Source organism: Stenotrophomonas sp. YJH_SMC_27 (genome assembly GCF_059369815.1).
Genome location: NZ_JCAFTA010000008.1, coordinates 221029 through 237493, shown reverse-complemented (window position 1 = coordinate 237493; position 16465 = coordinate 221029). Strand labels below are relative to the sequence as shown.

15 protein-coding genes are annotated in these 16465 nt (G+C 67.0%); 7 read left to right on the top strand and 8 right to left on the bottom strand.

Annotation, left to right across the window (positions count from 1 at the left end; translation table 11 throughout):
• Window positions 1-41 precede the first annotated feature (41 nt).
• From AC5P7R_RS13835 to AC5P7R_RS13825, 3 genes are read left to right on the top strand one after another with little or no spacing between them, the layout of a single operon-like run.
• Entirely contained in the window at window positions 42-320 is a 279-nt protein-coding gene (locus AC5P7R_RS13835) for a hypothetical protein (protein ID WP_021201962.1), read from the top strand.
• Entirely contained in the window at window positions 320-919 is a 600-nt protein-coding gene (locus AC5P7R_RS13830) for a DUF6436 domain-containing protein (RefSeq protein WP_021201963.1), read from the top strand. The genes AC5P7R_RS13835 and AC5P7R_RS13830 overlap by 1 nt, the downstream gene beginning before the upstream one ends.
• Window positions 920-928: 9 nt before the next feature.
• A complete protein-coding gene (locus AC5P7R_RS13825; RefSeq protein WP_021201964.1) occupies window positions 929-2443 on the top strand; it encodes an aminotransferase-like domain-containing protein in 1515 nt (504 codons plus the stop codon).
• 128 nt (window positions 2444-2571) lie between these two features.
• Here AC5P7R_RS13825 and AC5P7R_RS13820 read toward each other — a convergent pair whose 3' ends face one another.
• Complete coding sequence (locus AC5P7R_RS13820; protein WP_478436074.1) at window positions 2572-3873, bottom strand: aminotransferase class V-fold PLP-dependent enzyme; 1302 nt, start codon at window positions 3871-3873, stop codon at window positions 2572-2574.
• Window positions 3873-6275, bottom strand: a complete 2403-nt coding sequence (locus AC5P7R_RS13815) for a TonB-dependent receptor plug domain-containing protein (RefSeq protein WP_478436076.1) — start codon at window positions 6273-6275, stop codon at window positions 3873-3875. Before AC5P7R_RS13815 ends, AC5P7R_RS13820 begins: the two co-directional genes overlap by 1 nt.
• A gap of 202 nt (window positions 6276-6477) precedes the next feature.
• Between AC5P7R_RS13815 and AC5P7R_RS13810 the strand changes: the two genes are divergently transcribed.
• The 3 genes from AC5P7R_RS13810 to AC5P7R_RS13800 are packed head-to-tail and all read left to right on the top strand — an operon-like array spanning window position 6478 to window position 9124.
• Window positions 6478-7305 carry an AraC family transcriptional regulator gene (locus tag AC5P7R_RS13810; protein ID WP_134735142.1) on the top strand — a complete coding sequence of 276 codons (828 nt, stop codon included), beginning with the start codon at window positions 6478-6480 and terminating at the stop codon, window positions 7303-7305.
• 49 nt (window positions 7306-7354) lie between these two features.
• Window positions 7355-8398 carry an alpha/beta hydrolase family protein gene (locus AC5P7R_RS13805; protein ID WP_425605105.1) on the top strand — a complete coding sequence of 348 codons (1044 nt, stop codon included), beginning with the start codon at window positions 7355-7357 and terminating at the stop codon, window positions 8396-8398.
• Window positions 8399-8452: 54 nt separating this feature from the next.
• Window positions 8453-9124, top strand: a complete 672-nt coding sequence (locus AC5P7R_RS13800; protein ID WP_478436077.1) for a VOC family protein — start codon at window positions 8453-8455, stop codon at window positions 9122-9124.
• Between the two features lies 1 nt (window position 9125).
• On the opposite strand, the gene AC5P7R_RS13795 is transcribed toward AC5P7R_RS13800, so the two are convergent.
• The 4 genes from AC5P7R_RS13795 to AC5P7R_RS13780 form a co-directional block, all read right to left on the bottom strand.
• The gene (locus tag AC5P7R_RS13795; RefSeq protein ID WP_478436078.1) at window positions 9126-10538 is read right to left on the bottom strand and encodes a TPM domain-containing protein; all 1413 of its coding nucleotides are present in this window, start codon (window positions 10536-10538) and stop codon (window positions 9126-9128) included.
• A gap of 141 nt (window positions 10539-10679) precedes the next feature.
• Window positions 10680-12404 (bottom strand): peptidoglycan-binding protein, encoded by a 1725-nt coding sequence (locus AC5P7R_RS13790; RefSeq protein WP_227853752.1) that lies wholly within the window; start codon window positions 12402-12404, stop codon window positions 10680-10682.
• Between the two features lie 131 nt (window positions 12405-12535).
• Complete coding sequence (locus tag AC5P7R_RS13785) at window positions 12536-13111, bottom strand: hypothetical protein (RefSeq protein WP_229301578.1); 576 nt, start codon at window positions 13109-13111, stop codon at window positions 12536-12538.
• Window positions 13112-13163: 52 nt separating this feature from the next.
• A complete protein-coding gene (locus tag AC5P7R_RS13780) occupies window positions 13164-13688 on the bottom strand; it encodes a hypothetical protein (protein ID WP_019661618.1) in 525 nt (174 codons plus the stop codon).
• A gap of 206 nt (window positions 13689-13894) precedes the next feature.
• Here AC5P7R_RS13780 and AC5P7R_RS13775 point away from each other — a divergent pair, with 206 nt between their 5' ends.
• Window positions 13895-14521: a YiiX/YebB-like N1pC/P60 family cysteine hydrolase gene (locus tag AC5P7R_RS13775; RefSeq protein WP_171952518.1), complete on the top strand. Its 627-nt coding sequence runs from the start codon at window positions 13895-13897 to the stop codon at window positions 14519-14521.
• 54 nt (window positions 14522-14575) lie between these two features.
• On the opposite strand, the gene AC5P7R_RS13770 is transcribed toward AC5P7R_RS13775, so the two are convergent.
• Together AC5P7R_RS13770 and AC5P7R_RS13765 are read right to left on the bottom strand one after the other, a co-directional pair.
• A complete protein-coding gene (locus AC5P7R_RS13770; RefSeq protein WP_005414774.1) occupies window positions 14576-14740 on the bottom strand; it encodes a hypothetical protein in 165 nt (54 codons plus the stop codon).
• Window positions 14741-15014: 274 nt separating this feature from the next.
• Entirely contained in the window at window positions 15015-16439 is a 1425-nt protein-coding gene (locus AC5P7R_RS13765) for a short-chain fatty acid transporter (RefSeq protein WP_478436080.1), read from the bottom strand.
• Window positions 16440-16465 lie beyond the last annotated feature (26 nt).

The following is a 16465-nucleotide window of genomic DNA, read 5'->3' as shown; positions in this document are numbered from 1 at the left end:
GCCCAATCCATACAAAATGATATTTTGTATGCAATGTATGGATGAAGGGACGTGCATCGATGCGCGCCGAGAAACTGAAGTTCCACCTGGTGATGGCCGGGTGCGGTGGCTTTGTGGTGCTGATGCTGGCCGCGCTGGCCTGGGTCTGCCTGCAGCCGCAGACCGTGGACGTAAAGGCCGCCGAGCGCCACGCCATCGACCAGTGCGTGCAGCGCAGCGAGGATCCGTCGCGTAGCGAGATCCAGCGCCGCGCGCAGGCCGACTCCTGCCGCGAGATGCGCAAGCAGTACGTGCACAAGTTCGGCGGGGACGCGTCCTGATGGGCGCAGCCGCGCCGCGTCGCCGCTGGCTGCTGCCGACGATGATCGCCCTCGCCTGCCTGTTCATGGCCGGCGTGGCGGCTGCGCTGTGGCAGTACTTCGGCTACAGCGCGCAGTCCACCTTCACCGAACAGGCCATCGTCTTCGACGACTCGCAGCTGCGCCTGCCGGCCGATCTGGCCGGAGATACCGGCCGCATCCGCGTGGTGCATTTCTGGGACCCGGCCTGCGGCGTGTGCAACCGCGAGACCGGTGCGCACCTGAGCTACCTGATCAGCATGTACCGCCGTGCCGGCATCGACTTCTACGCGATCCGCCGCCCTGGCACGCAGGGCGCGCTGCCCGAGCCGCTGCGCAACAAGGTGATCAACCTGCCGACCATCGACGGTATCGAACACATCCCGGCCAGCCCTGCCGTGGCGATCTGGGACCGGCACGGCCATCTGGCGTATGCCGGCCCGTACAGCATCGGCATGGTCTGCAACTCGGCCAACAGCTTCGTCGAACCGCTGCTGGACAGACTGGTGCGCGGCGAAACCGTGCGCCCGAAAGGACTGCTTGCCGTGGGCTGCTACTGCCCCTGGCAGGCCAAGCGCTGAGGACGCGCAATGACATCACCGACGCGGGCCGGTTCGGCCGCCGCAAACAACAACGGCGGTCACCTGTCCGAACCGACCGATGGTTATGGACAGGCTCCCGCCGTCGGAAGCAACGATACGCCCCGACATGCTCCGTACATGCCGCGACCGGATGTCGCAGCCCGCGAATGGGTGCAGGACGTGCTCGCGCACAACGGGCCGATCTACCTGCGCATCGTCAATTCGCTGGAGCGCACGGTGCGCCGCGGCGGTCTTGCACCGGGGCAGCGCCTGCCCTCGCAGCGCGCGTTGGCGCAGCAGCTCGGCGTCGACCTGACCACGGTAACGCGGGCATTCGATGAAGCACGCAAACGCGGCCTGATCGAAGCGCGCGGGCCACAGGGCAGTTTCATCGCACCGCCCAAGGCCGGCTTCGACCAAGTGGTGGACCTGAGCATGAACGTGCCGCCGGTGCCCGACGCCGACGCGCTGGCAGAGACGCTGCGCCGTGGTGCCGCCGCCGTGCTTGCACGCAGCAACGCGCCGAACCTGATGACGTATCACCTGGGTGGCGGCAACCCCACTGATCGCCATGCTGCGGCGCGTTGGCTGCAGCCGATGCTGGGCGCCGTGGATGACGACTGCCTGCTGCTGACCGAAGGCGCGCAGGTGGCATTGGCCGCGATCCTGCTCAGCCAGGGCCGCGATGGCGACGCGATCCTGTGCGATGCGCTGGTCTATCCGGGCCTGTTGCAGGCCGCAGCGGCGCTGGGGCGTCGGCTGATGCCGGTGGACAGCGACGAACACGGCATGTGCCCTGAAGCGCTGCTGCGGCAGGCGCGCGAAAGCGGCGCGCGCCTGGTCTATCTCAACCCCACCTGCCAGAACCCGACCGCGCTGACCCTGCCGCTGCAGCGGCGCGAGGTGCTGGCACGTGTGCTGGAAGGCGAAGGCCTGCTGGCGATTGAAGATGATCCGTACTGGCACCTCGCCGAAGAGGCACCGATACCCCTGGCAGCACTGGCACCGCGCCATGTGTTCTATGTAGCGACGCTGTCGAAGGTGATCAGCCCCGGCCTGCGCACCGCATTCGTGCAATGCCCGAGCGCTGTGCACGCCGAGGCGATGACGGCGGCGTTGCGGGCGACGCGACTGATGGGGCATCCGCTGGTGTCGGCGCTGGCCAGCCAGCTGCTGCTGGATGGCTCGGCGCAATCACTATTGGCCCAGGTACGCACCGAGGCACGCGAACGAATGCGCATGGCGCGTTACCTGCTGGCACCGTCGCTGCTGCAGCGCGCGGAAGGGCTGCATGCGTGGTGCCGGATACCGGCGCCGTGGACCGATGCCACGCTGGTGCGTACCGCCCAGTTGCAGGGGCTGGCGATTGCGCCGTCATCGGCGTTTTGTCCGCCGGGGGTCTCGCACCAGTATGGCGTGCGTTTGTCGCTGGGGCTGGCAGCGGACCGAGGGCAGCTGGAGAGTGCGTTGCATCGGATTGACCGGTTGTTGTTGTCCGATGCGTTGCCGGCGATCGAGCGGTAGGCGTGGAATGGGATGTGCCGGCCAACGGTCGGCACCCACCCGATCGGTAGTGCCGGCCGCTGGCCGGCAGCTGCTCGTGGGCGACGATCATGAGGTTGCCGGCCAGCGGCCGGCACTACCGTTCATGATCAGGCCAGGGCGGAGAGCGCCTGCACCAGCGCATCCATCTGCTGCGGCCGGGTGAACACCGACGGCGTCACCCGCACGCAGGCGCCGGAGTCCAACCCGTCGCGATGGGTGGTGAACACGCGATGCTCGTCCAGCAGGCGCTTCTGCAGCGCCATGTTGTCTGCCACGCTGGTGCGCCCGCGCAGGCGGAAGCTGGCCAGGGCGCTGGCCAGCGCCGGATCCGGCGAAGACAGCACTTCGATATGCGCCATCTGCCGCGCAGGCACCGTCCAGCGCTCGCGCAGGTAGCGCAGGCGCGCCTGCTTGTTGGCCGCGCCGATACGCTGGTGCAGCGCGATCGCTTCTGGCAGCGCCAGGTAAGCGGCGAAGTTGACCGTGCCGGTGTGCACACGGCTGCCCACGCGGCCATCGTCGGTCTCGCCCATGTACGGGTCGAGGTCCGCAACGCGGCCCTTGCGCACATACATCGCGCCGACGCCGACCGGTGCGCCGATCCACTTGTGCAGGTTGATGCCAACGAAATCGGCCTTGAGCTGCGGCACCGCGTAGTCGATCTGGCCGAACCCGTGCGCCGCATCAACGATCACGTCGATGCCGCGTACCCGCGCACGTTCGGCGATTTCGGCCACCGGCAGCACCAGCCCATGGCGATGGCTGACCTGGGTCAGCAGCACCAGCTTCAGGCGTGGCAGCCGCGCGAACGCGGCCTCGTAGGCCTGCAGGATCTGCACATGGTCGGGCACCACCGGCAGCGCGATGCGCTCGACCTGCACGCCACGGCGCTGCTGCAGCCAACGCATCGCACCGATCATGCTGTCGTAGTCGATGTCGGCGTACAGCACCTGGTCGCCGGGCCGCAGGCGATTGTAGCCACCGATCAGCGCCAGCATCGCCTCGGTGGCGCCTCGGGTCAGTGCGATCTCATCCGCGCCCACGCCCAGCAGTTCGGCCACCTGCCGCTGCACCGCCATGTACTGCGCCGGGAACGCATGACGGCCATACCAGGCGTTGCCACGGTTCACTTCAGCGGTATGGCGCTGGTAACTGGCCAGCGTTTCGCGGCCCATCGCGCCCCAGTAGCCATTCTCCAGGTGGTTCACTTCGTCGGTGATGTCGAAGTGGCTGGCCACGGCGGCCCAGTAGTTTTCATCGCGGGCCAGCACGTCCGGCGCGACGGTCGTTGCGGGAATCTGCATGGACGCAGCGTAACGCGTGGCAGCCATGGCGGGCAGTGAAGAAAGTGCGGCTGCGGCCGGCAGCAAGGAGCCGGCACGCAACAGGAAGCGGCGGGTCGGGTCCATCAGAAGCTCAGCCGGTACTGCGCGTACAGGTTGGCGCCGTCGGTGTCGTACGGCGCGTTGCGCGAGTAGACCAGGCCGCGACTGGCCTGGAAAGTGGCCTCATCCGGGTAGCGGTCGAACACATTGTCGGCGCCGACGCGCAGGCTGTGATGCTCATTGATGCGATACCCCACAGCCAGGTCGAGGAAGCTCATCGCGCCGAAGCGCTGGTAGATATCGCCCACCGCATTGCCGCTGGAATCGGTCCAGGCGCCGTAGTAGCGCATGCGTGCCATCAGCGACCAGGCGCCGATGTCCCAGCTGCCGGTCAGGCTGCCCTTGTGCTCGGGCAGGCGGTCTTCGAACAGCACGCGCTGGGTCTCATTGGTTGCCACCGAGGTGCTGCCGTTGTCCACGCGGGTGCGGTTGTAGTTGTAGGCAAGGGTCAGCGTCATGCGGCCCGCGCCGAGGTCGCGCAGGTAGTTGCCGACCACGTCCACGCCGGTGGTGGTGGTATCGAAGTCGTTGGTGAAATAGTTCACCGAGGTATAGCCCAGCGGATTGGGCGTACCGGCCGGAATGGCGAAACTGGCCGACTGGCTGAAGCGGTCGGTGAGCTTGATCTGGTAGACATCCACCGAGCCGGACAGACCCAGGTCGGTGCGCCAGGTCAGGCCCAGCGAGGCGGTGCGCGATTCTTCGGGCTTCAACGGCCTGGCACCGAGCAGCTGCGCCAGCGGATCGTTCGGCGACAGGCGGCCACTGGTGAAGATCTGCAGCGTGCGCGTGTCCAGGCCCTGGCTGGTGCTGGTGGTGTTGAGCTGCGCCGGCGTCGGTGCGCGGAAGCCGGTCGACACGGTGCCGCGCAGGGCCACGTCCGGGGTAATCGCAAAGCGCGCCGACAGCTTGCCATCCAGCGTGCTGCCGAAGCTGGAGAAGTCCTCGTAGCGGCTGGCCGCGCCGATGCTCCAGCGCTCGCCCAGCGGCACCTCCATGTCCACGTAGGCAGCCTTGCTGCGCTGGCTCCACTGCCCGGCCTGGCTGGCCGAGAAACCGGGCGCACCATTGGAATTGGCCTCCAGGCCTGCAGCCGCGCCCGGCCCCACCGCGTATGACGCCGGGTCACCGGCGCGCACCTGGTAGGTCTCCTGGCGGAACTCGCCACCGAAGGCGACGTTGATCGGCCTGGTCATCGCGGCCACGTCCCACTCATAGTTGAAGTCGGCGTTGGCGTTCTTCTCGGTCTGGGTCAGGCGGCCGAGATCGAAGTCGGTCGGGCTGGCCGGGCCGAGCGAGGCATTGATCGAGTTCTTCAGGCTGTAGTCGATGGCGTTGCGGCCATACGAGGCGCTCACGTCCCAGCGCAGCTTCGGTGTGATCTCGCCGCGCAGGCCGCCGACCAGCTGCAGGTCGTTCTGGACGTTGCCGTACTGCGGGCTGAAACCCACCGGGTAGATCGAGCGCAGGTTCCAGCCCGGGAAGATGACGGTGGTGCGGTAGGCGCCGGTGGTGGTGTCCGGATTGCGCCAATTGAAATCGCTGACGCCATCGCTGTGGCTGTACAGGCCGAAGGCATAGAGCTCCAGCGTCTCGCTGGCATTGGCCTTCACGTTGAAGCCGACGCGGCGACTCTCCAGTTCCGGCTGGCCCCAGCGCTGCACCGGGTTGGGCACCTCCAGCTCCGGATGTACAGCCTGGAAGGCGATCGCATCCGGGCGCTGGCGGGTACGCGAGGTGGCGTCTGAATTGGACGACTCGGCGAACAGCACCAGGCTGCCATAGTCGCCCAGCGACCAGCCGGTGCGCGCACTGAAGTCGCGCGAGGCACCGTCGCCCTGCGCGTACTGCGAATAGCCGGCGGTGATCCCGGTGCCGGGGCCGTCCTCAAGAATGATGTTGATGACACCGGCGATGGCGTCCGAGCCGTACTGCGCCGATGCGCCGTCGCGCAGCACTTCGATGCGCTTGATCGCGCTGGTCGGAATCTGTGCAAGGTCGGCCGCCTGTGCACCACGGTTGCCGAGCAGCGCGCTGCGGTGGAAGCGACGCCCGTTGACCAGCACCAGGGTCTGGTCCGGCGACAGGCCACGCAGGGTGGCCGGACGCACGAACACCTGCCCGTCGGCCATCGGCAGGCGCTGCACCACGAATGATGGCACCAGCTGGGCAAGCACGTCCTTCAGGTCGGTGGATTCAACGGAGCTGATGTCTTCCTTGCTGAACACGTCCACCGGCGCCAGTGTTTCGAACTGGGTGCGGTTGGAGGCACGGGTACCGGTGACCAGCATTGCATCAAGCTGGGTGGGCGCGGCGCGGCTGCCGCCTGCGGCATCGACCGCATCGGCCTCCGCTGCGATCGCGCCTCCTGCGCTGGCCATGGAAAGGGCGAGGAGGATGGAACGCGAAAGCTTCGAACGATGCACGGCAGGACTCCGGGAGGACGCGACAGGGCCAGCACCTGCTGGGGATATCCCAGGCCTGGACAAGGCGCGCAGTCTCGGCGCGATCTGTGAAGGAGGCATGACGTCAGTGCGACAGCTTGAGTCCGCGCAGGCGCAAGAACTGCTAAACGCCGCGCCTGCCGATCCGCTACTGTGTCCAGCATCGGATTCATGGAACGACAGGATGAGTGCGGCAGGCAAGGCGGTGTGGTACATCGAAACCCATGCGGAGCAGCCGCTGGCCTTGGCCGATATCGCCGCTGCGGTGGGACTGTCGCCATTCCATCTGTCGCGCCTGTTCCAGGCCCGCACCGGCACGTCGGTGGTCCGTTACCTGCGTGGGCGCCGCTTGACAACGGCCGCGCAGCGGCTGGCCAACGGCGCATGCGACATCCTGCAGGTGGCGATTGGCGCGGGCTACACCACTCATGCCGCGTTTACCCGTGCCTTCAGCGAACAGTTCGGGCAGACACCGGAACGGGTACGCGAACAGGGCACCGATGGGCTGGCGCTGGTGCAGGCGATCCGCGTGGACGAGGCGCCGGCTGCCTGCGCTGAGGCGCCACAGCTGCTCGACACCCCGGCCTTCCAGCTGGCCGGCATCGGCATGCGCCATACCCGCAACAGCGGCGGTGCCATTCCCGGGCAGTGGGCCCAGCTCAACCGGGAATGGCCGGCGCCGGCCCCGGTCAGTTTTGGGGTGTGCTGCAACAACGACGACGACGGCGGCTTCGACTATATCGCCGCGCTGCCGATTGGTTCACTTGGCCCTGTACCCGCGCACTGGCAGCGCGTGGATGTGCCCGCACGACGCTACTTGGTGGCCTGGCACGGCGGGCACATCTCGGCCATCCGCTCGACCTGGTTCTGGTTGCTGGATCACTACCTGCCCAGCGCCGGCCTCAGCCTGGCCGACGCGCCGGACCTGGAGCGCTACGACGCCCGGTTCAACGAGCACACTGGCAACGGCGGCGTAGAGATCTGGCTGCCGGTAGACGAACGTCCCTGCTGACATGGAGCTGAAGATGCGCGTGAACATCACAATTGTCGGGCTGCTGCTGATGGCAGCGGCGCTCTCCGCCCACGCAGGCGACACCTGGAAAGCCGGCGAGCGCCATGGCACCACGACGGTGGCCAGTGCCGCCGTGCGCGATGCGCAGCACCGCAACACCCTGCGCTACACGGTGTGGTATCCGGCACCGGCCGATAGCAGCGAAGTCGAGGTGACCATCGGGCCGCCTGGCACGCCCCTGTTCGATGTTGGTCGCTCGGCGATGGATGCGCCGCCCGCAGGCGCTCGCCTGCCGACACTGCTGCTGTCGCATGGCAACGGCGGCAGCGCGCGCATGATGGGCTGGCTGGGCACCGCGCTGGCACGGAAAGGTTATCTGGTGATCGCGGTCGATCATCCCGGCAACAATGGTGCCGACCAGATGACCCTCCATGGCAGCATGTTGACCTGGCTGCGCGCGGATGATCTGCGCGCGGCACTGGCGGCCGTGCAGGCCGATCCAGTGCTGGGCCCGCACGTCGATCCTGAACGCCTGGGTGTTGCCGGTTTCTCGGCCGGTGGCTACACCGCGCTGTTGGCGGCTGGGGCGCAACCGGACCTGCAGCGACTGCTGGCGTTCTGCACGGCGCATCCGGATGACGGCGTCTGCCGGCCTCAACAGGAAGCGGCAACGCACACGATGGAGGCGCGTGTTGCCGCTGCGGCGTCGGCCGAGCTGTCGCCGTGGATGTCCCACGCCAACGACGCACGCGCCATTCCCGGCGTGCGCGCGGTGTTCCTGTTGGCACCGGCGATCATCCAGGCCTTCGCGCCCGAGCAGCTGGCCTCGTTGCGGCTGCCCGTGTCGATTGTGCTTGGCGAGGCTGACACGGTTGCGCCGCCACAGACCAATGGCGCGGCCGCGCGTGCGGTGATTGCGGGCGCTGCACTGCAGCTGCTGCCAGGTGTCGGCCATTACGATTTCCTCGCCGCATGCACCCCGACCGGGCAGCAGCGGCTGCAGGACCTCTGCAGCACGTCAGTGCCAAAGGCAAAGACCCACGCGCAGACAGTGGACGCAGCAGTGCGGTTCTTCGACCATTCACTGCGCTAGTGGCCGCCGGGCGTGGCCCGGCGCTACAGTGGGCGCGTCCACGGAGAATCGATCATGCGCCTGCTGCACCTCACCCTGCCGGTATCCGACGTCGCTTCCGTGGCCGCGTATTTCCATGATGTGCTGCAGCAGCGCGTGGTCGGCAACCATGTGCACATCGGCTGGAGCACCATCGAACTGCAGCCGGCGGGTGATTACCCCGTCGGTGGCGTGCACCTGGCCTTCAACGTACCGGACAACCGCTTCGGCGAGGCGATGGCCTGGTTGCGCGAACGTACCCCGCTGCAACGTAATCCTGAGGGCCTGGATTACTTTGCGCTGGAGAGCAGCTGGCAGTCGCAGTCGGTGTACTTCACCGGCCCGGACGGCCTGATCCTCGAGTTGATCGGCCGGCGCCGTCTTCCAGTCAGCACGCGCGCAGGCGCCTTCCATGGCAGCGAGCTGACCTGCCTGAGCGAGGTTGGCCTGCCCAGCCATGATGTCGACGCGGTGCGCGAACAGTCCAGCCAGCGCTTCGGCCTGCAGCCGATCAGCCCGCCGTCGCCGCAGTTCGCGCCGGTGGGCGACGACGAGGGCCTGCTGATCGTGGTTGCTGCGGACCGGCGCTGGTTCCCCGAGCAGAAAGACCTGCCCAATGCGCAGGGCGTGAAGCTGCAGGTGGGTGATGTGAACGGTAGCGGCGAACTGCGCGATGCCGCGCTGGGCTGGCGGGTGTGGGCGGCCTGAGCTACCAGCTGCCCGAAGCGCCGCCGCCGCCGCTGCGACCACCACCACCGGACCAGCCGCCGGAACTGCTCGAGGACGAACTCGACGACGAGGTGCTGGACGAGGAACGGTAGCCTTGGGACGACCTTCGTCCGCTGCGTGCTTTTTCGCCGGGCAGCAGGGTGAACAGCCAGATGAAGTACAGGAACAGCGTGCCTACGCTGGACACGATCATCGCCAACACGCGTGCGTTCTCGTCGCTGGCCCGGTCGATGGCCAGCAGCGCGCCCAGCGCATAGGCGCCGGTCAACAGCACCAGTACCACCAGCCGCACGGCGAAGCTGTTGCGGTTCCTGCGCCAGCGCGCGCGGCCGGCCTGCACCAGGAAGAACACCAGCATGGCGGCAAGGGCGACCGCCAGGTTCAGCAACGTGTGCAGGGCAAGGCTGGGCGGCAACTGGCCACGGATCAGCATCACCGCGAAGAAAACGATACTGACGGCCAACATGCCGCACAGCACGATGCGCACACCACGGCTGCGACGCCAGCCCCCCCCCACCAGCGCCGCCACCGGTACAGCAGGTAACAGCACAAAGAACAGCGCAGGCAGCACATGCCGCGGCAGCAGCAGCGTCGCCGAAACCAACCCAGCGGCCATCACTGCCGTTACCAGCAGCGGTCTACCCCAGGCAGGCAATGTCGGCCAATTCGGCCTGGGCATTGCCGCATTGGCTGCCAATGCCTTGCGCCGCCGCTCACGGCGTTTAAAGCTGAACTCGGCCTCGGTCCTGGTGGCCAGCAGGCGCGGCGGTGATCGCCACAGACCGGCCAGGAACCCCACCAGCAACGTCAGGGCAACGACCGAATCCCCTGTGCGCCAATCCGCTGGCAACAGGTTGCGTGCGGATGAATCTTCCTGGGGCGGCAGCGGCTCGCCATCGATCAACGCCACCAGCACCTTGCTGCCGTCCAGCAGGCCCTGGTCCAGGTCTCCCTCACGCAGGCGCGGCACGATCGCCTTGTCGATGATGCGCGCGGCATAGGCATCGGGAATGGTGCCTTCCAGGCCATAGCCGGTCTGGATGCGTACGCGCCTGTCCTGCACTGCCACCAGCAGCAACACCCCGTCATCGACACCGGCGCGGCCCAGCTGCCACTGTTCGAAGACGCGCTGTGCATAGGCTTCGATGCCGTCATCGCCAACACTGGGCACCACCAGCACCTGCAGTTGCGCGCCTTTGCGTGCCTGCAGCTGCAATGCCTGCTCGCGCAGCGTGGCGCGGGTGCTGGCGGACAGCGCGTTGGCGGTGTCCACCACCGGGTCATCCAGTGCCGGGATCGCGGCCGCCGCCAGCACTGGCAGCGGCAACAGGCAGAGCAGCAGTGCCAGCCCTACCCGCTGCCATGCGTTGCGCCACCGCAGCACCCGGCTCATGTGGACGCCATGCTTTGCAATGGCGGCGTGCTGTGCATCATGCGAAACGTCATCCGTGTATGTCCTTGCCCCATGAACGGAAAAGCCGGCCGGATTACCCCGGCCGGCCTCCTTTACCACACACCTCTTCACACGCAGCGGTCAGCGGCCCATGGCCACGCGCTGCTGCTCGTCCTGCACGTGTTGCTGCGAAGGCTCATGCTTGGCCAGCATTGCAGCGCTGGTCTCCTGCAGGCTCGGTGCCGTCTGGGTCATGTCCACCGCAGTACGGAAGCCGGGAACGGTGCCGATGACGAAGGCCTTGCCATCCTGCACGGTGACGCCCTGCAGCTTCTCCGGTGAATCGATGCCGGCGGCCTTGGCCTGGGCGGTCACATACGCGCTCATCTCGTTGCAGATCATGCCCGGCATGTGGCCACGGATCGCATTGTGCAGCGGCGTATCCGGATGCGCCTTGTCGCCCAGTTGCGGCCCCTTCGGCGCCGCCTCGGCATGGCTGCGGCCTTCGGCCAGCTTGCCCAGCGTCGCCGGACCCGCCACGCCATCGGCGGTGAGCCCGTGCTGCTTCTGGTAGGCGATCAGTGCGTCCCTGGTATTGGCACCGAACTTGCCATCCTCGCTCAGCGGATTGCCTTGGCCGTCGCGCACGCCCAGGCGGTTGAGTTCCTTCTGCAGCGCAGTCACTTCCTCGCCCTTGGCCCCCTGGCGCAGCACACCGTTGTGGTCGGCATCATGCGAATGGCCACCCTTGCCGGTTTCCTTCAGCTTGCCGTGGTCCCAGAAGTCCTGCGGGCTGAGCAGCTTGCCGTGCGGATCCTTCAACTGGTAATGCACGTGCTGGGCATACTGACCCGCACCGCCCGGGCCACGCCCGCCCATGGTGCCGATCGGCTCGCCCGCCTTGATCGGCTGGCCTTCCTTCACCTGGGTCGACTGCAGGTGCAGGATCTCGTGCGAGTTGCCCTGTGCATCCCTGATCTTCACCGTACCGTAGTCGCCACCGACGAACGTCACCGTTCCGGAGATCGGCGCGTTGACGGTCGGGTGCTGCAGATTACGGCCGTGCTGGCCGCCGACATAGTTGAAGTCGGTGCCACCGTGCGGCTTGTGCGCGCGGTGTTCGCCGAACTCACCGGTAATGTGCGGCTTGACCCCGTTCTGCGGGGGCAGCATCACCTGCATCGTCTGCTCGAAGGTGCGGGTCTGGCCTTCGGCATGCGCCGCTGCCGGCTTGGCCTGCGCGTGGGTGGCCGCAGCTGCGGCGGGGGCCGCGTGGCTGCCATGGGACTGGCCGTGGGTCAGGCCCAGGCGCTGCTCCACGAACCGCTCGTACTTGTCCACGTACGGCATCACCTTCTTTTCAGACAGGGTGAGGCCGCCGTAATCGCGGGTCGGGCCGTCGTGGTGGTACTTGTAGATGTACTCCTCACCCTGGCCGCGCTTGTGCGCCAGCGTGCGGTTATCGATGTAATGGTCAACCAGTGCATCGGACTGTGCGCCGACGTCGAAGCGGTTGCGGCTGTTGAGGTGGTAGTGGTTGCCGGTCTTGTCGATGAACTGGCCCAGGCCCGAGGCCGAGGTGGTGCCAGCGGCGGCATCGGGGTTGAAGCCCGATTCAACGCGGGCGATGGCCAGCACGTGCGCGGTTTCGCGCGGGGTCAGGCCCTTCTCGCGCGCCGACTCGATGATCGTGTCGATCACCCGTGACTGTACTTCCGGGGTCGCATCGCCCCACCGGCGGGAATTGCCATGCAGGCGGCCGTCGCTCTGGTCGATCGGCTCCCGGTAGTGGCTCCACGGTTTGATGCGGTCACTGCTGTAGGCCGCCCCGCGGGGCTGGACCATGTCCTGGTAGATGTCTGCCATGTCTGTGCTATCCATTCTATGAAAAAGGGGATTTCCTTAAGGGGTACTGCTCCTGGTACTTCTGGTACTTCTGGTACTGCGGTACTGCGGTGCTGCGTTCACAGCGCGCGTGCGACATCCTGCCGCTGCGCTCAGTCTTCGATGTAGTTCACCTCCGGGTGCTTGATGCCGAGCGAGTCGATCAACGTCTCGTACTCGTCGTTGTTGGGCTCCTGCTCCTCGCCTTCCGCGCCGCGCAGCGGGGGTGTGCTGTGGGTCAACTGGCGGCCACTGGCGTCGTACAGGTAGTACCACTCGCAGAAGCTGCAGCCGAACGGCAGTTCACCGTACTGCACGACGAAGTACGGCGTACCGCTGCGGTCCTGCACGCAGGCCAGGCCAACGGCGGTATAGCCGTCCATCTCCTTGGGCGCAGCAATGGCCTGGCGTGCGCCGTCCTTTTCGATTTCCAGCGTGGTCAGCCGGGAAGCGTCCGTGTCTTGGGTGGGCTGGGCCGCCAGGTGCAGGCGGGTGCCTTGGCAATCGATATGCATGCCGGTCTCGTCGCGCGTAAGAGAGGTGGGAAGGTCCGCAACGGCAGCCGCTGGTGCGGCCGGCGACGCTGCCGGGTCAGTAGAAGCGGGGGCCGCCGCCGGTGCAGCCGCCTCAGGGCCGCTGCAGGCAGCAAGCATCAGGGCCAGCACGGGGGCAACGGGAGACAGACGCATGCGGTGCTCCTTGGGTGAATCACACGACCGCCCGCAGGCGGTCGCTCAGGGGTCAGATCGATTCGTCCTCACGCTTGACCAGTTGCCAGCACGGCTTCTGGGCAAAGGTGTAGATCTGCTGGTCGCTGGTATCGGGGGTGCGCATCTGCACCTGTACCTGGCCGTCGGGCAGGCGGGTGACCTGCATCTCGCGGCCCTGGCGTTGCAGCGTGGCCGGGTCCGGCATCACCGGCCATTCGACCTTGGCAAGCGGCACCTTCTCCTCCACCTTGCGTGGCTCCGGCTCGGCGTCGCCATCGATGTGGCTGTCCAGCAGCGGATCGGCAGTGGACGTTTCCTGCAGCGCGATCTCGTTGCCGAAATGCTTGAGGAAGTCGTCGAAGACCGGATGGGGGCAGCTGGCAGACGCGTCTGCCGGGGCCGCGGCAACCGGCGTGGCCGGCGTCGTGGCGGCGGCCGTGCTGCTCGGAGCCGGTGCGGCGGCGTCAGTGATGGCAGCCTGGGGCGCAGGCTTGCAGCCCGACAGCGCAAGCCCCAGGGCAAGCGCAAGCAGGGCAACGGGGCGGAGCTGGTTCAAGGGATCCTCCTGATTCCGGGCGGTCGCGCGCGGTTCCGGCGCGGTAGGGAGGCAAGGATAGCCATGCCTCTGTCGATTCAGTTTCAACATCCGCTGTCAGGAATATCCCGACATGCTGAATTGAGACTCATATCACACTTGGACTGAAATCAACGTCATCGCAGCAGCCGTTAGACTACGCCGCACATGCTTCGACCCTGGCCCCCATGCGCGCATTCCTGCTTGCCCTCTCCCTGCTGGCGCCAACGCTGTGGCCTGGTGTTGTGGCCGCACTGGAGGTCCGGGAAGGCGACCTGCTGTTCGTCACCGCCGGCCGCAGCGGCCTCAGCGCGGCCATCGACGATGCCACCGGCAAGCAGCACGGCCCCAGCTTCGACCACGTGGCCCTTGTCGCCTCGGCGTCGCAGGGGTGGGAGGTACTGCACGCCGACGAGAAGGGATCGCGCCGGCAATCCCTGGTCGAGTTCCGCCAGGACGCCCGCGCCAGGCAGCGGCACATCGTGGTCTATCGCCTGCAGGCACCGCAGCAGGCCGCCATCAAGGATGCGATCGCGACCGCACGCACGATGCTGGGCAAACCGTACAACACGTCGTACGTGTTGAACGAGGACAGCTACTACTGCTCGGACTTCATCGAGCGCGCATTCCGTGCGCACCATGTGTTCGCGTTGCAGCCGATGAACTTCCGCAACCCGCAGACCGGGCAGATCGCCCAGCACTGGGTCGATCTTTACCGCGGCATGGGCATGGACGTGCCGCAGGATCAGCCGGGCACCAATCCGAACGACATGTCGGCGGCGCCGGTGCTGCAGCGCATCGGCGTGCTGGAATAAGCGAAGCCCCGCACAGGGCGGGGCTTCGGGGGCTACCAGGGTGGGGCATCGAAGTCACTCTTCCTCGTCCTGCCCACCCTGCTGCTGGTTGCGCTGGTTGCGCTGCTGCTGTTCCTGCTGCTGTTGCTGCTGCTGGTCGCGGCCGCGCCCCTGCTGCTGATCCTGCTGGTTCTGCTGGCCCTGCTGCTTCTGGTTCGGGTTCTGGTTCTGCTGTGCCATGTCCGATCTCCAAAGCCACGCGCGGAATGCGGTGGACGGGACCATCGTCTGCAGCGATTGGTTAATCACACGTGGGTGGCCGGCTACATTCGTGTGTACGCCTGTGAATGAACGCGCGGAACCTCTTGCGGCACAAGCGCCTGAAGGATTCATGCGGGTTCGGCATGTGCTCATGCCGTCATCGGCGTTGCACGCATTCATGGCGCTCGCAGCCGGAGACACGCGCTGAACGAGGCTGGCTTTCCCGGCTCACACAGGGAAGCCAACGCTGCATTCATGGCATCACCGGCGGCACGTACGCCAGCGTCATCCCCAGCAGCCACAGCAGGCCCAGCACCAGCGGGATATGCACCAGCAGCTGGATGAAGGTGAAGCCCACGATGTCGCGTGCCTTCAGGCCCAGCACGCCCAGCAGCGGCAGCATCCAGAACGGGTTGATCAGGTTCGGCAGCGCTTCGGCCGCGTTGTAGACCTGCACGGCCCAGCCCAGGTGCGCCTTCAGTTCGTTGGCGGCCTGCATCACGTAGGGCGCCTCGATGATCCACTTGCCGCCACCAGACGGCACGAAGAAGCCCAGCACCGCCGAATAGACGCCCATCACCAGCGCGAACGAATCGGTGCTGGCCACGTGCACGAACAGGCTCGACAGCCGGTGCGCCAAGGTCTGCCCGTCACCGCCGGCGGCGTGGGTGAGGATCATCGCGATACCGCCGTACATCGGGAACTGGATCAGTACGCCGGTGGTGCTCGGCACCGCCTTGGCCACCGCGTTGAGGAAGCTGCGCGGGCGCCAGTGCAGCAGCAGGCCCAGCGAAATGAACAGGAAGTTGTAGGTGTTGAGGTTGGCGATGGCGGTGACCACCGGTTTGTTGGCGAACTCGTTGAACAGCCAGCCGAACGCCAGCAACGAGAGCAGCACGGTCAGCAGCGGGCTGTATTCCAGCCACTCGCCCGGGCGCGTGCGCCGCTGCAGCGGCTCCGGCTCGGCCTGCGCGGCGCCGGGGAACTCCTCGGCGGTACGCGCACTGCCGGCCGCAGGCGCGGTCAACCAGGCGATCAGCAGCGAGACCAGAATCAGCACCGCAGTCAGCGCGATCGACTGCCACAGGAAAATGGTTTCGGTAAACGGCAGGACGCCGGTAATCTCCACCAGGCCCGGCGGCATGCTGGCCGGGTTGGCCTGCAGCTGTGCGGCCGACGAACTCAGCCCCATCGCCCACACCGCCCCCAGGCCGAGGTAGGCCGAGGCGCCGGCGGCGCGATAGTCCATGCGCAGTTCAGTGCGGCGTGCCAGCGCGCGCACGAGCAGACCGCCGAACACCAGCGAGAACCCCCAGCTGAGCAGCGAGGCCAGCATGCTGACCAGGCCCACGTACACCACCGCACCACGCCCGGTGCGCGGCACCCGGGCCAGGAAATCGATGAAGCGAGCGACCACCGGCGCGGTGGCCACGGCGTAGCCACCGATGACCACGAAGGCCATCTGCATGGTGAAGGGAATCAGGCTCCAGAAGCCGTCACCGAAGGCGCTGGCGGTGGCCTGCGGGGTCGAGCCGAAGCCCATCGCGGCCAGCGCGACGATGACCACGCCCAGCACCGCGAACACATACGCGTCGGGGAACCACTTTTCCGCCCAGGCGGCCGAGCGCAGCGCTGCGCGCGCCATCCAGCCGTCCTGTACTGCTGCCGTCGAGGCCATCGCCTACCCTCCCAGATTCGATGGAT